Origin of the sequence: Cohnella hashimotonis, assembly GCF_030014955.1 — a bacterium.
Classification (GTDB): domain Bacteria; phylum Bacillota; class Bacilli; order Paenibacillales; family Paenibacillaceae; genus Cohnella; species Cohnella hashimotonis.
Genome location: NZ_JAGRPV010000001.1, coordinates 5,458,914 through 5,472,629 on the forward strand (window position 1 = coordinate 5,458,914; position 13,716 = coordinate 5,472,629).

Below are 13,716 nucleotides of genomic sequence, written 5' to 3' on the forward strand. Positions count from 1 at the left end.
ATCGCGATACGTGCAACTATTTCGCTATTTCAAAAAAAGAGATTAGCTTCGAAAAAACAGATTAGAAGCCGCCGCCCCCTGCTCGCCAACCCGCGTTCGACGCCCAACCGCGCTCGCGCTTGCCGCTTGCTCGTTTTCCCTCACCCTCCCGCGGACTGTAGCTCCGTTATTTTCGCTAAATGAGGCCGATCGCACGTTGTTGCGGACTCAGGATCTGTTATTTGAACAAACTGGCGGTTTTTGACCGGCTTTTCGGCACAATAGCGGATCTCCTGTCCGTCTGCACCCAAAAAGCTTCGAAAACGCAAAAATAGCGGATCGTGTGTCCGCGCACACGCTCACCTTCACGCTCGCTCGTCTCCCACTCGCCCACATACTCGCATCCCCCCTCGCCCCCGTCTTCGCTCGGGTCCAGTGGCGTTCGAGCAATCCGAAGCCGATGCTGCAAAGACAAAGAAACCGCCCCTTGCATAACGGCTGCGCGTCGCAGCCGTTCGCAAAGAAACGGTTTCTTTCTAAGTACGGGTTAGTTTACTTCGTCACCTGCACGACCAGCGTCTCGCTCGTCGTCGCGCCGGCCGCATTGGCAAGCTCCGCGCGGTATTCGTAGCTGCCCGGCGCCCGTCCGGAGATCGCAGTCTTCGCGGATTGCGCGGACGGCGTGCCCGCGGTCAGCTGCTGCGTATCGATCAGCTCGCCGTTCTCGTACAGACGGTACGTCCCGCCGTTCGTGCCCCACCACATGTTCATCGACACGTCGTAGCTGCCGTCGCCGTCCCAGTTGTTCGCGGACAGCACCGGCTTGCCCGGCTTCGCGTCCTTGACGGTGACGGTCAGCGTCTCGCTTGTCGTCTTGCCCTTCGCATTGATCAGCTCGGCCCGATAGCGATAAGTGCCGTCGGTTCGTCCCGAGATCGCCGTGACCGCCGATTGCGCGGCCGGAGATGCGCCGGCAAGCGACTGCGTATCGATAAGTACGTCGTTCTCGTACAGCTTGTAAACGGTGCCGTTCTCTCCGTACCACAGATTCATCGTGATCTTGTAGTCGCCGTCGAGCAGGCCCGTATCGTACCCGTTGTCGCTCGACAGCACCGGTTTGCCGGGCAGCCCCGGCCCCTCGGTCGCTTCTTCGCCCTTGATCTGCTCCGCGGTCAGCGTCACCGTGCCGTACGCCGCGATCTTGCCTGCGGCGTCCAGCTCGTAGACGGCGACCGCGTTGCCCTCGGCGGCGGCCAGATCGCTGCCCGCCGCATAGTCGGCCGCGCCTGCCGGCGCCGCGCCGCCCAGATCCGGCGCCGCCGGCAGCTCGGCTGCCGCCTGATACACGGCCGCCTTCAACGCATGGCCCGCCGGCAAGTCGCCCACTGCAAGCCGCGTCGTGCCCGCGGCCGTTCCCGGCGCCGCCGTCACGCTGAGCGCGACAGCCGGATACGGCGCGATGTCGGCCGCGGCGAGCTGCCGCGAGCCGAACCGCGCGATCTTGCCCGTCGCCGTCGACGTCTCGTAGACGCCGACGTAAGCGCCCGCCGCTGCCGCGGGCAGCTCCAGCGCGGTCCCGCTCGCAAGCGGGACCGCACCGCCCGGCAGCGTCGCGCTGCCCAGCTTCGGCGTCGCCAGCGGCGCCGTCGAGACGACCAAGTGCAGGCTGTTCGCCGCATCCGATGCGACCGCGGTCACCTTGGTCGAGCCCGGCGCGCTGCCGGGCGCCACCGCGAGCGGCGTCGACAATTCCGGCGCCGGCTCCTGCGGCAAGACCGAGAAGCGGACGTCGTCGAACAGCAGGTAGCTGAACCCGCTGGCGTAGAAGCCGACCTTGCCCGACGGGCGGTAGCCCGGATCGGTAGCGTCCAGACGCAGCGCCCCGTTCACGTACACCTTGAGATGTCCGCCCTCCGCAAGGACTTTCACATCATAAGTCGTATCGGCCGCCAGATCCCAGCCGGTCTGGGGCGCCGTTTTCAGCACCGCCCAGCTGCCGTTGTACAGCACCCAATCCGACGTGCCGTCCGCCTTCATCTTGTAGCCGATGCGGGTCGAAGCGGTCGCGTCCTGCCGGTCGAAAATGTACAAGGTGCCTCCGCCGGTCGGCAGCGTCGGCGGCGTCCGAAGCTTGAATTCGAGCATATAATCCGAGAACGTCTTATCCAGAATGCCGGTCGCGCCATTCACAATCTTGTACCAGCGGTTCCCGTTCTCGTCCGCATAGATGCTGCGGTTCAGGTCGACGGGCCAGCCGTTGCCGCCCGATTCGAAGTTCGTGAAGTGCATGACGTTCGACACGATCACCTGGATGGCCGCCGTCGCATTCGCGTTTTCGACCGAGGTCGCAGTGATCGTCGCTTCGCCCTCGTTCACGGCGGTGACGACGCCGCTCGCGTTCACGGTCGCTACCGACGAATCGCTGGACGTCCAGGTCAATCCCTGGTTTGCCGCGTTGACCGGATCGAAAGACACGGTCAGCTGCTTCGTCTGTCCGGCGGTCACGCGCACCGGATTTTCCGTCGGAATGATGCCGGACACGTCGGTCGTCAACGCCTTGAACTGGATGTCGTCGAACATCATGTTCGTGACGTTGTTGACGTAGAAGCCGACCTTGCCGGTCGCGTTATGTCCCGGGTCCGAGCCCTTCATCCGGAACGCGCCGTTCACGTAGACGCTGTAGTCCGAGCCCTTTACGAGCGCCTTAATATCGTACGTCGTATTCGGCAGCAGGTCCTGGCCGGGCAGCTTCACTTCCTTGAGCACCGCCCAGGCCGAGTTGTACAAAATCCAGGACGAAGTTCCGTCCTCCCGGACCTTGTAGCCGATCCGCGTCGAGCCGCTGCCTACCTGCTTGTCGAAGATGTACAGCGTCGCGTAGGCCGGCATGACTTCGGGCGTTTTGAGCTTGAAGGTCAGCTCGTAGTCGGTAAAATCCTTGTTGATGAGCGTCGACGCATTGTTCAGCAGCTTATACCACCGATTGTCGTCGACCTTGACGATCGAGCGGTTCGCATCCTGCGGCCACAGGCCGGATCCGGATTCGAAGTCCGTCCGGTCCATGACGCCGTCGCCGGCCTCGACGTGAACGGATGCGACCGCCGTCAGACTCGGATCGACGGCCGAGGCGACCGTGATCGTCGTATCGCCGACCGACTGCCCCGTGACGACGCCCGTCGCGCTGACCGTGGCGACCGACGGATCGGCCGAGACGAACGTGAGCGCCGGATTGCTGGCATTCCACGGCACGACCGCCGTCTGCAGCTTCACCGACTTGAAGCGATCGACGGTGATCGCGTCGTTGTACACCGCGACGCCCGTCACCGGGAATTCGTGCGGTCCCGCGGTCGTTCCCGGCGTTCCTGACGTGCCGATATCGCCGAATGGAATTTGCGGGAAGCCCGGAATCTGGCTGTAGGCAGGGGCGTTTGCCGCTAGCGTCAGATCGCCGCCCGCCAGGTTGACGAAGCCAGGATCGGTCGTCGTCACCCAGTTGTTCGCGTACTGGACGAGGTTGAACTTGTCGTATGCGCCGTATACATTGGTCGTCACGCTCCGGGTCATCGTCGGATTGTAGACAATGTTGCCCTGGAACGTATTGGTGTCCGGGTAATAGCGATTTTCGTCAAAGAAGGCGGCCAACTCCGGATACTTGGTCAGGTACGGCGTGCCGACGAAGTTGTTGTTCGCCGCGAACAGCGCCTGCCACTTCGGCATGTAGTTCTTCGCGATCTGTCCGTCCGGGCTGTCGCCCAGATAGATATCCGCGTAGTCGTACGGCACCTTCGCGTCGACGAAAATGTTGTTGCGCGAGAGAATATGCGCGCCGCCGTTGTTCTTGATGGCGGAGTTGCCCATCTTGTAGAAGACGTTCTCCTCGATCTTGAGCCCCATCGTGAAGTTGTCTGGATAAATGCCCTCGACGCCGGCTTTACTCGTGCCGATGTCGTGGAAATAGTTGCGCCGGATGACGGTGCCCCGCTGCTGCGGCGTCTCGCCCGCGTTCATGTAGATCGCGCCAAGATCGGAAAAGCTTTTGCACACGTCGTAAATCTCGTTGTACTCGATCACATGGTCGTTGCCGAAGACGAGCACGCCGGGGTGCGGCGCGTCGTGAAGCTCGTTGTGCGACATCCGGTTGCCGACGCCCGACAAGATGACGCCGGGATTGTACGCCTTGTGATAATAGGCGAAATCGTGGATATGCGAGTTTTCGACGTAGTTGTTGCCCGGCGCGAGCGTCGTCTTGTTGCCGCCGCTCAGCGTAACCGCGGTGCCGCCGATATGGTGGATATGGGACCCCACGATACCGAGATCGGTGCCCGGCGCGCCGTCGAAGATGTTGTAAAAAAATCGGCTCTGCGTGTTGATCAGCACGCCGCTGTTCGTGAAGTTGCGGATCTCGCTGTTCACGATGCGCACGTGGCTGCCGCCGACGATGACGGCCGCCGAGTCCCGCCCGTTTTCGAGAATAAGCTCCTTGAAGTCGATATAAGAAGCGTCGATCGCATTGATCATCGGCGTCTTCAGCATCGTCACCGTAATCTCGGGATTCGCGGTCTTAAACTCGGCATTCGGCAAAAAGTAAAGCTTGCCGGCGCCGCGGTCGATGTAGTACTCGCCCGGCACGTCGATCTCCTCGAGCAGGTTTTGCGCGAAGTGGAAGTCCGGGTACCAGTTCTTGTACAAGCCGCTCATCTCGCCGTAACGCAGCGTGATCGTCTTGTTCGTCGTGTCGATCGCGGCGATCTTGTTGTATGACCATTCCCAGCTGTAGCCGAAAATGCCGTCCAGCCAGATATCGTCCGCCTGCGTCCAATACTGCGGCCGGTCGTACGTATACGTGAACGTGCCGCCTCGCTGCTGCAGGTCCGCATCCTTGCGCGTCGGGCCCGGGTCGATGATGTCCCCCATCTGGACCGTGCCTTCGTTCGGCCAGCGGGCGAGCGTCATGCCCTGGCCGTTCACGTACATCTCCATCGGCGGCACCTGGCTGAGGTCGTTGGCCAGATAGTAGCCGTGGCGGCTCATCACCCCGTAGTCGGTGATACCGAGCGCCGCGAGGTCGATCTGCAGCACCTTCGACCTTGCGTCCTGGCTGATGATCCGATTCAGCACGGCGCTGTCGGTCACCGGCGCGAACCCGCTCTTCGGGATATCGCGTCCGCCCGACAGGCGGACCGTCTCCCCGGGGTACGCCATGTACGTGATCGTCTTGCCGGCTTCGCCCGAGTCGTCCGCGCCGAGCTCGAAGCTCGACGTCCGCTCGTACAGCCCTGCTCTCAGGTAGACGGTGACGCCGCCGTCCGGCAGGCCGCCGCCTTCCTTCATGTCGCGGATGGCGTCGCGCGCCTTCTCCAGCGTCTTGAAGGGCGCGGCGATCGTGCCGGCATTGGCGTCGCTGCCGTTCGTCGCGACATACAGGACTGCGCCGTTACTGGGCGCCTCGTCGGTCGCAGCGGATACTTGCATCATCGGAAAAGCGCAGAATAATACCATCAAGCCTGCGAGCCAAGCCGTCATCCGTCTTTTCATGAGCATGCGTTTCCATCTCTCCTTAACGTATGAGTCTGGAACACCGCGCCCGACTTCGGCGCCTTTCTAGTTGCCGCGGACCGCTTATACGATTATTTTTTGAGACCCGACGTCTTCAGGTATTCCTCGAATTGCTTGGTAACCTCTGCGACGTACTTTTCCTCGCCGGCTTCCTTCAGCTTCTCGTACAGGCCCGGCCAAGTCTTGTCGAAGTCTAGCGTACCGGTCTGGATGCCTTTCTTGTACTCGCCCCATACCGCGTTCAGGTTGGCGATCTCGGTGACGACGGGCTCCGAGTTGAACTTGAAGCCGCCGACAGGATTCAGCTCGGCCGATTCGTTGATTTTCTTCGTTTGCTCCCATACGTCCTTCGGCTGGCCTTCTTTCAGGTAGCTGTTGAACACATTGCCGAAAATGAAGTCCATATTCGGACGGTATTTGGAATCCGCCGTCGGCGTGATGAACCCTTCCGCGCTCTTCGTATAGTGCTCGCCTTCGATGCCGTTGCTGATCAGGTTATACAGCTCGGCGTCGCTGTTAAGCAGGTTGATGAGCATCATCGCGCGCTCCGGATTTTTGGACGTGCGGCTGATCGACAGGTTGGTCGTCGCGGAGTAGCCGTTCGTGAACCAGTCGCTGATCGGCACGATGACGACGTCGTTGCCGCCGTTGCGGCCTTTGACCTCGGCTTCGACGCCAGGCTTCAGGACGTTTTGGAAATCGACCGCGATCTGGCCCTTCGCTTGGTAATCCGTCATCTTGGCCGTCGCCGCGTCCTTATAGATATAGCCGGCTTTGTACCACTTGCTCGCCAATCGGAAGGTGTTCAGCTCTTCCTCCGGATAGCGGTACAGCTTGTAGGTCGGGTCGCCCGACTTGATGAAGAAGTGGTCGTCAAGCCCCGGCACGCCCCAATACGTTGCGTCGTGCAGCACGGTGTTGTAGTAGCCGTTGAACGGAATGATGTCCGGCTCTCCCTGCTTGATCTTCTCGAGGAACGGCTCGATGTCTTCCATCTTCTTGATGGAGGCGGTGTCGAGCTGATACTTGTCGGCGAAGCGCTTCTGAATGATGAAGCCGTAGCGCGAGCCGTTGATTTGCTGGTTGGCGACGCCGTAGATTTTGCCGTCTACCGTGAGGCCGTCCCACATGTACTGCGGCATATCCGCTTTGAGCGCAGGCGCGTATTGTTGAATGAGATCGTCGAGCGGCTGCAGCGCGCCCTTGCGGACGAGCTCCTCCGGCTTGATCAGGTAGCCGGTCCACATGATGTCGAACGTCTCGCTGGCGGCCAGCACGGTGTTCATCTTTTGCACGTAGTCGCCGAGTGCAACCGGTTTCAGTTTGACGGTCGCGTTGATCTTTTCTTTGACGATCTTGTTGACCGCGTCTTCGACCTTCTGCTGATCCGGCTGCATCTGATTGAGCGGATAGTACCACGTCAGCTCGACCGGCTTGAGCGACGAGTCGCTCGAAGCCGTTGCCGCCGCGCTGGAAGCGGCCGGGGACGAACCGCTCGCGCTAGGCGAAGCGGCGGCGTTGCCCCCGTTATTGTTGTTGTTGCCGCAAGCCGCCAGCGCGGTAGCGGTCAGCAGCGCAAGCGCCGCCGTGGAGCCGATTTTTCTTTTCAGCATTTCTGTGACCTCCTAGTTTTTTGCTCTGATTCGAATATGTTAACCCTTGAGGGAGCCAACCGTAAGTCCTTTGACGAAAAAACGCTGGAAAAACGGGAACACGATAAGCATCGGCCCGCCCGCCAGAACGGCGATCGCCATTCGCGCGGAGTTGTTCGGGAAATGCGACAGATCGATGCCCAGCTGCTGGGCGAAGTCCGAGTTGGCCGTGATGAACTCGATGCTGTTCAGCGTCCGCACCAGCAGCAGCTGCAGCGGCACCTTGTTCGGATCGTCGATGTACAGCATGGCGTTGAACCATTCGTTCCAGTAGGCGAATGCGATGAGCAGTCCCATCGTCGCCAGGGCCGGCGTCGACAGCGGCAGGATGATGCGGAAGAAAATCTTGAACTCCCGCGCCCCGTCGATCTTGGCCGACTCGATCACCTCGAACGGCAGCTTCGACAGGAACCCTTTCATCACCATGATGTTGAACGGCGACAGCAGGACGGGAAGGATCAGCGCCAGCAGACTGTCCTTCAAGTGCAAGTACTGCGTGACCAAAATGTAAGAAGGAACGAGTCCTCCGCTGAACAGCATCGTGAAGAAAACGTAGAACGTGGTCATCCGGTTGTACCGGTAATCCGGACGGGAGACGACGTAGGCGGTCATCGCGGTAATCAATAAGCTGACGATCGTGCCGACGACCGTGACCAGAAGCGTCACCTCGTAAGCCCGGAACAGAATGACCGGCGAGTCGAGCATGTACCGGTAGGCATTGAGACTGAAGACGCTCGGCCAAAATTGATAACCGTGCTGCGTCAGCGCCTGTTCGTCCGTGAGGGACACGGCAACGACGAGCAGGAAAGGCAGGATCATGGCGACGGAGAGAATGACGAAGAACAGGTGGATAAACGTGCGCGGGATCGGACTTGCTTGCTGCATCTGCGATTCCTCCTTACCACATCGAGTGATCCGGGTTGATTTTGCGTACGATGCCGTTCGCGACGAGCACCAGGATGAAACCGACGACCGATTGATAGAAGCCTACCGCGGCCGACATGCTCACGTTCCCGACCTCGCGAAGCGCCCGGTATACGTAGGTGTCGATGACGTCCGTGGAGGAGAACAGGAAACCCGAATTGTTCGGAATGAAGTAATGCAGCCCGAAGTCGCCGCGGAACATGCCGCCGATCGAGAGAATGAGCATGATGATGATGAGCGGCGTCAGCAGCGGTACGGTGATTTTTAGCGCCATCTGCGCCTTGGTCGCGCCGTCGATCCGCGCTGCTTCGTAATAATCCCCGCTGATGCCCATGATGCCCGCGAAGTAGATGAGCGTCGTGAAGCCGATCGCCTTCCACAGATGGACGACGATGAGGATAACCGGCCAAGGACCCGAATCCTGATACCAGCTGACCGGATCGAACCCGAGGGAGATCAGCATCCGGTTGATGAAGCCGTCCGAATGATTGAGGAACGCGTAGGCGATATAGCCCACGAGCACCCAGGACAGGAAGTGTGGCAAGAACAGGGCCGTCTGATAAAACTTCGTATACTTCGCCTTCAGCTCGTTCATGAGCACCGCGAGGAACAGGGCGCCGAGCGTCGTGATCAGCATATAGCCGGCGTTGTACAACACGGTGTTGCGCGTAATCCGCCAGGCGGTATCCGTCGTGAACAGGAACCGGAAATTGTCCAGGCCGACCCACTTGCTCCCGAACATCCCGAGATCGTAACGATAATTTTTGAAGGCGATGATGAGCCCAATCATCGGCAGGTACGCGAAGATCAGCTTGTACAAGAGTCCGGGCAGCGACAGCAGGAACAGCTCCCGGTTGTTCTTAAAGTGTTTGAGCTCTCTTCTTAAGAAAGACTTGCGCTTCGGCTTGTTGGCAATGCCGACCGGCGGAGATTCCGCGCCGGCTAATGCGCTTGGACGGCTCTGGTCGCTCAGGGCGACCGATGCTTTGTTCGGCATGACGAATGCTCCTTCCCTTGCTTCCCGTGCTTCTCTTGCTGCCCTTGTTTCTCCGGCTTGCACGTCTAACGATAGCGCAGGGTGCCGAAATCGCGGTACTGTACATATGCAGGATTCCTGTAAACGCGGGCTGTACGTATGCCAGAATGCTGTAACGGCGCGGCTCGCGGGTTGTACAGGTGCAGTACAGGTCGTGTACGGGCAACTCGCCGTTGTCCGGAAGTTTCGTGAGCGTCACTTCACTCCACCACCCTGCCGTTCTTCCAGAAGTGACGTCCGTGAACGTTACTTCGACCACCAACCCGCCGTGCTACCGAAAGTAACGTCCGCTAACGTTACCTCGACCAGCCAACCCGCCGTTCTCCCGAAAGTGACGTCCGTGAACGTTACTTCACTCCGCCAACCCGCCGTTCTCCCGAAAGTGACGTCCGTGAACGTTACTTCGACCCGCCAACCCGCCGTTCTCCCGAAAGTGACGTCCGTGAACGTTACTTCACTCCGCCAACCGCCGTTCTCCCGAAAGTGACGTCCGTGAACGTTACTTCGACCCGCCAACCCGCCGTTCTCCCGCAAGTAACGTCTATTTTTTTGCGATCTTGAGATGTCCGCATAAAAAAAGCCCGTTCCGGCATGCCGGACGGGCGTCGTTCACGTATTGCGTTCGATAGCGGACTTGAGCCTGTATTCCTTGGGCGTGACGCTGTACCGGCGCTTGAACAGCCGGTAAAAATAGCTTTCGTTGCCGAAGCCGACCCGCTCCATAATTTCCGACACCGTCAAGTCCTGCTGCTCGAGCAGCAGCCTCGCCTGCGCGAGCCGCGCGGAGTTGATCCGGTCGACCACCGTCTCGCCGGACTGCGCTTTGTAAACCTGGCCCAGATAAACCGGGTTCATCTTAAGCATGTCGGCAATCTTCTGAACGTTCAAGTCCGGGTCGGCGAAGTGTTTGTCCACGATCTCCGCGATCGTGTCGGCAAGCAGCCGGCTCTTGTCCTCCTTGCCGCTCTGTCGCTGCTCGAACATCTCCCGCGCCACGGAGAGAAGGACGTCCCGCGCTTCGTCCAGCGTCTCGGTCCCGACCAGGCGCCGGTTGACCGCGTGAAGGTCGACGGATACCGGATTCAGGTTGAATTGATTGATCTCGCCGAGCGTATTGCTGATCGTCATCCCCATCTGCAGCAGCGCCGAAAACATATTCTCGAAGCTGAACGCGCCGATCGCCCGCTTCCAGCTCTCGATCGCTTCCGTCGTCTGCGCCAGATCGCCGCTCTTGAGCCCCTCGATTAGCTGCTTGTCCAGCTCGCCAGGAATCCGGAATTGCTCGTTGCGCTCGTTGGCTTCGATATCCTCCGGCTCGATGACCGCCCCGTAGCCGAGAATCATCCGGTAATCGGACTGCCGGAGCGTCAACGCGTAGTGACGGGAAATGTCGCGATAATGCCCGAACCCGCGGCTCAGGGCGACGGTAAACGAGACCCTGTAGTAGGACATAACCGTCGCTTGCAGCTCGCGGAACCGCTCGCCCAGCGCCTCCAGGCCTTCCTCGCCTTTGCCGCTGACGATAAATACGAGATGGCCGTCCTTCATGTCCGCATATTCGCATGCGTAATCGCGGCGAAGCAGCTCCTCGCCGATGTTGGCGATGGCGAAGGTGAATAGCGATGCCGAGCTCTCGCCGGACGCCGCGACGAGCGCCTCCCGCCGGTCGAGACGGACGACGGCAAGCCTGAGCGCGCCCGACGCCGCGATGTCGATGCCGTATTGCTCCCGGTTCTGTCCGAACTCGGCTTCGGAGACGGCCTCGCTTCCGCCGAGCAGGCTGCGCAGATGGTATACCTTGGCGATGTTGCGCTTGGACGCCTCGTCACGCTCCAATCCCTTCAGCTTGTCGACCATACCCATATAATTGGCGGCGATCAGCGTCAGCTCGTCCTTGGCCTGCGGGTGTCCGCGCGGGTCCTCGGGAATGAGGCTGAGCAGACGCCCGACCGGACGATACAACCGCAGGGAAAAGAACACCGACACCAGCACGGCGAACAGGACGACCGACAGCATGACCCCGATCTCCGTCCACTTCATCCGGTTCACGTTCCCCAGTACCGAATCGTAGTCGCGCAGGCTCAGGATGCGCCAGTTGTTCATCCCCTTTTCCAGATAGGCGACTTTGTACTTCTTGCCCCCATGCCGGTAAACGAAGTCCTCCAGCGTGCTGGACGAAGCAGCGATCCGCGGCATCACCTTGTCCTTGAGCGCCAGCTGCGCCGGAGACAGCGGCTCGCTCGACATGAGGACGTTGCCGTCCCCGTCGGTCACGAGGAGCAGGTCCTTCTCCCGGTCTGCCAGCTTGTTCAGCGCCTTCACGTTGTCCAGCATCCAGTCCGGCTTTACGGTCAGGATCAGCACGCTGCCGTTGACCGAACCGAGCGAGGGGCCGTCGTAAAGAAAACAGGCGAAAACGTCGATACCGCTGCCTCCGCCGTCCAGGTCGAGCGGCATGAGCTGCAGCTTCGGAACGTCCGGATGCTGCTGCAAATAGCCGCCTAAGACCTCGTACAACCGACTGTTGTCCATGCCGTGATTAAGCGAGGAGAAAAAACGCTTCTGGCTCGGGTTGTAAAAAGCGACGGCATGCAAATAGGGCGACTCGGCGACGGTCCGGTCGAGACGGTCGATCTTCAGGATGCTCTGCCGGTAGTCGGCCCCCGCCTTCAGCGCGATCAATTCGTCGTCGTTGAACAGGGACACCGCCATATCCTTGACGATGCCGTTCATGTTCTCGATATTATAATTGATCTGCGTAAGCAGCTTGCGATCGGCGTCGTTCTGCAGGCTGAGCACCTTGCCGCGGGCGTTGACGTTAAGCAAATAGGCGGTCACCGCCAGGGTGACGACGACGAACATGAAGCTGAGGAGAATCCGCTGCAGGAACTTGCGCGTGCGAAGCGTTCGGAACACGTTCATAAGGCTCTCTCCCGAGTTGCATTGGTGCACTAACTATAATCGCTCTTACTTTTTGTTGTCAACGGATGGCAAAAAGAGAGCAGACGGACGTTGTGTGCGCGTCCGCCGCTCCCGTTCGCGTCTATTTAATTGCGTCCGTAATACAGCTTGAGATTGGCGATATCTACGAGGTACAGGATATCGGCGCCGTTCGCGTTCCGCTCGACCGCGAGGCGCTGGATCGGAATGCCCGGCGCGAGCGACGCCTGGCTCCAGCCCGTGCCCGACTGTGCGGCCATGAAGGCGCGGTCCGTCCCCGCGGCCGTCACATAGTAGACGCGCGACTGCGTGCCTGTCCACGTGATGTCGATGGCGGCCGTCGTCTCGGCGGCGTCGTAGACGGTCTGCAGATTCCAGCCGGTGGCGCCGCGCGTCGCCTGCTTAACGGAGAATGTCGTACTCCCCTCCTCGCGGTAACGGTAGGCGATGACCGGCCGGTTCGCCGAATCGACGGTCAGCTTGGCGCTTTGCACGCCGGGGCCTCCGGGATCGCTGCCGCTCTGCACGTAGATTTCGGTCGGCGCCATCGGCTGCACGATGTCCGCGGTCGTCAGCGACACGGGGACAGACACAGGCGTACCGTCCGCTTTGGAGAACGTATTCGTGGACGGGCTATATTTGAGATAAGACAGTTGGTGACGCAGCGGACTGGCCGCGAAGTAAGCCCATTCGAACAAAATGTGCAGGTCGCCGTTCGCGTCGAACGCCAGATCGTCCGGATATACCGAGCGATTGAGCGTGGATGCGATGACCGCAATCTGGCTCCACGTCGACGCCGAGTTGTCCCAGCGCAGCAGCACGCCGGTGCGCTTGCCGGCGGTATCCTGACTGGACCGGACGAGCAGGTATAAGTCTCCGTTCGGCGCCGTCGTCACGACCGGATACGTGACCTTCATCGTCTGGTCGGGCATATCCGCCGAATGGTTTTGCGGCGCGCCGCCGACCGTGTCCGAACGGAAATAATGCCACGCCGAATCGTGCATAGAGGCGAACACGTGGAAGCGGCCGCTGCCGTCCCGCGCGATCGACGGCTGGTTGTGGCCATTGTCGTCGGCGTACTCGGCCACAGCGGCGCCGTCCATGACGGGAATGTTCGACCATGTCCCCGCCCCGTCGCGCCTTGCGATGTATACTTTGTGCGTGCCCGCGGTGCTGCCCGGCGCGTTGTACGCCATGTAGGCATATTCGAGTCCGGTGCCGTACGTCTCGAGCGGACTCCACCATCCGGCCTGGTTGCTCGAATCTATTGCGTAAGGCACCTCCGTCAGCGTCGCCGCCGCGCTCCCGGTGCCCATGGGCAGAAGCGAGATCAGCAAGAGCCCCGCGACCCACGCCCGCCATTGCTTTTTCCAATTCATCATTCACCTTCTCCTCTCCATCGCTTGGAATGAACCGCAGCTTGCGGAGCGTCCGCTTCGGAAGCGGACGCCGGTGAAGCGCTTGCATGAACCGCCGCCGAACATCCGGCGACAGGCTAATCGTATCATGCGGGCCGAAGCGCGCGTCAGCAACAAAATGATGCAGGAGATAGAACAAAATGAGGGGATTCAAGGGCGGGTAGAACAAAATTGTACTTGGGGGTTGGCGGGAACCTGGAGATGAGGCTCG

At 60.4% G+C, this 13,716-nt stretch carries 7 protein-coding genes; all 7 read right to left on the bottom strand.

Translation table 11 applies throughout. The features are described from left to right. Positions 1 to 531: 531 nt before the first annotated feature. A complete protein-coding gene (locus KB449_RS22170) occupies positions 532 to 5,514 on the bottom strand; it encodes an Ig-like domain-containing protein (protein ID WP_350356279.1) in 4,983 nt (1,660 codons plus the stop codon). A gap of 92 nt (positions 5,515 to 5,606) precedes the next feature. Next, positions 5,607 to 7,148 carry an ABC transporter substrate-binding protein gene (locus KB449_RS22175; RefSeq protein ID WP_282910426.1) on the bottom strand — a complete coding sequence of 514 codons (1,542 nt, stop codon included), beginning with the start codon at positions 7,146 to 7,148 and terminating at the stop codon, positions 5,607 to 5,609. Positions 7,149 to 7,187: 39 nt separating this feature from the next. Next, positions 7,188 to 8,072 (bottom strand): carbohydrate ABC transporter permease, encoded by an 885-nt coding sequence (locus KB449_RS22180; protein ID WP_090108609.1) that lies wholly within the window; start codon positions 8,070 to 8,072, stop codon positions 7,188 to 7,190. Between the two features lie 13 nt (positions 8,073 to 8,085). Further along, complete coding sequence (locus tag KB449_RS22185; RefSeq protein WP_282910427.1) at positions 8,086 to 9,108, bottom strand: ABC transporter permease; 1,023 nt, start codon at positions 9,106 to 9,108, stop codon at positions 8,086 to 8,088. A 285-nt stretch (positions 9,109 to 9,393) separates the two neighbouring features. Beyond that, on the bottom strand, positions 9,394 to 9,663 hold the full coding sequence (locus KB449_RS22190) for a hypothetical protein (RefSeq protein WP_282910428.1): 270 nt from the start codon (positions 9,661 to 9,663) through the stop codon (positions 9,394 to 9,396). Positions 9,664 to 9,756: 93 nt separating this feature from the next. Next, entirely contained in the window at positions 9,757 to 12,069 is a 2,313-nt protein-coding gene (locus tag KB449_RS22195; protein WP_282910429.1) for a helix-turn-helix domain-containing protein, read from the bottom strand. Between the two features lie 125 nt (positions 12,070 to 12,194). After that, positions 12,195 to 13,466 carry a BNR-4 repeat-containing protein gene (locus KB449_RS22200; protein ID WP_282910430.1) on the bottom strand — a complete coding sequence of 424 codons (1,272 nt, stop codon included), beginning with the start codon at positions 13,464 to 13,466 and terminating at the stop codon, positions 12,195 to 12,197. Positions 13,467 to 13,716 lie beyond the last annotated feature (250 nt).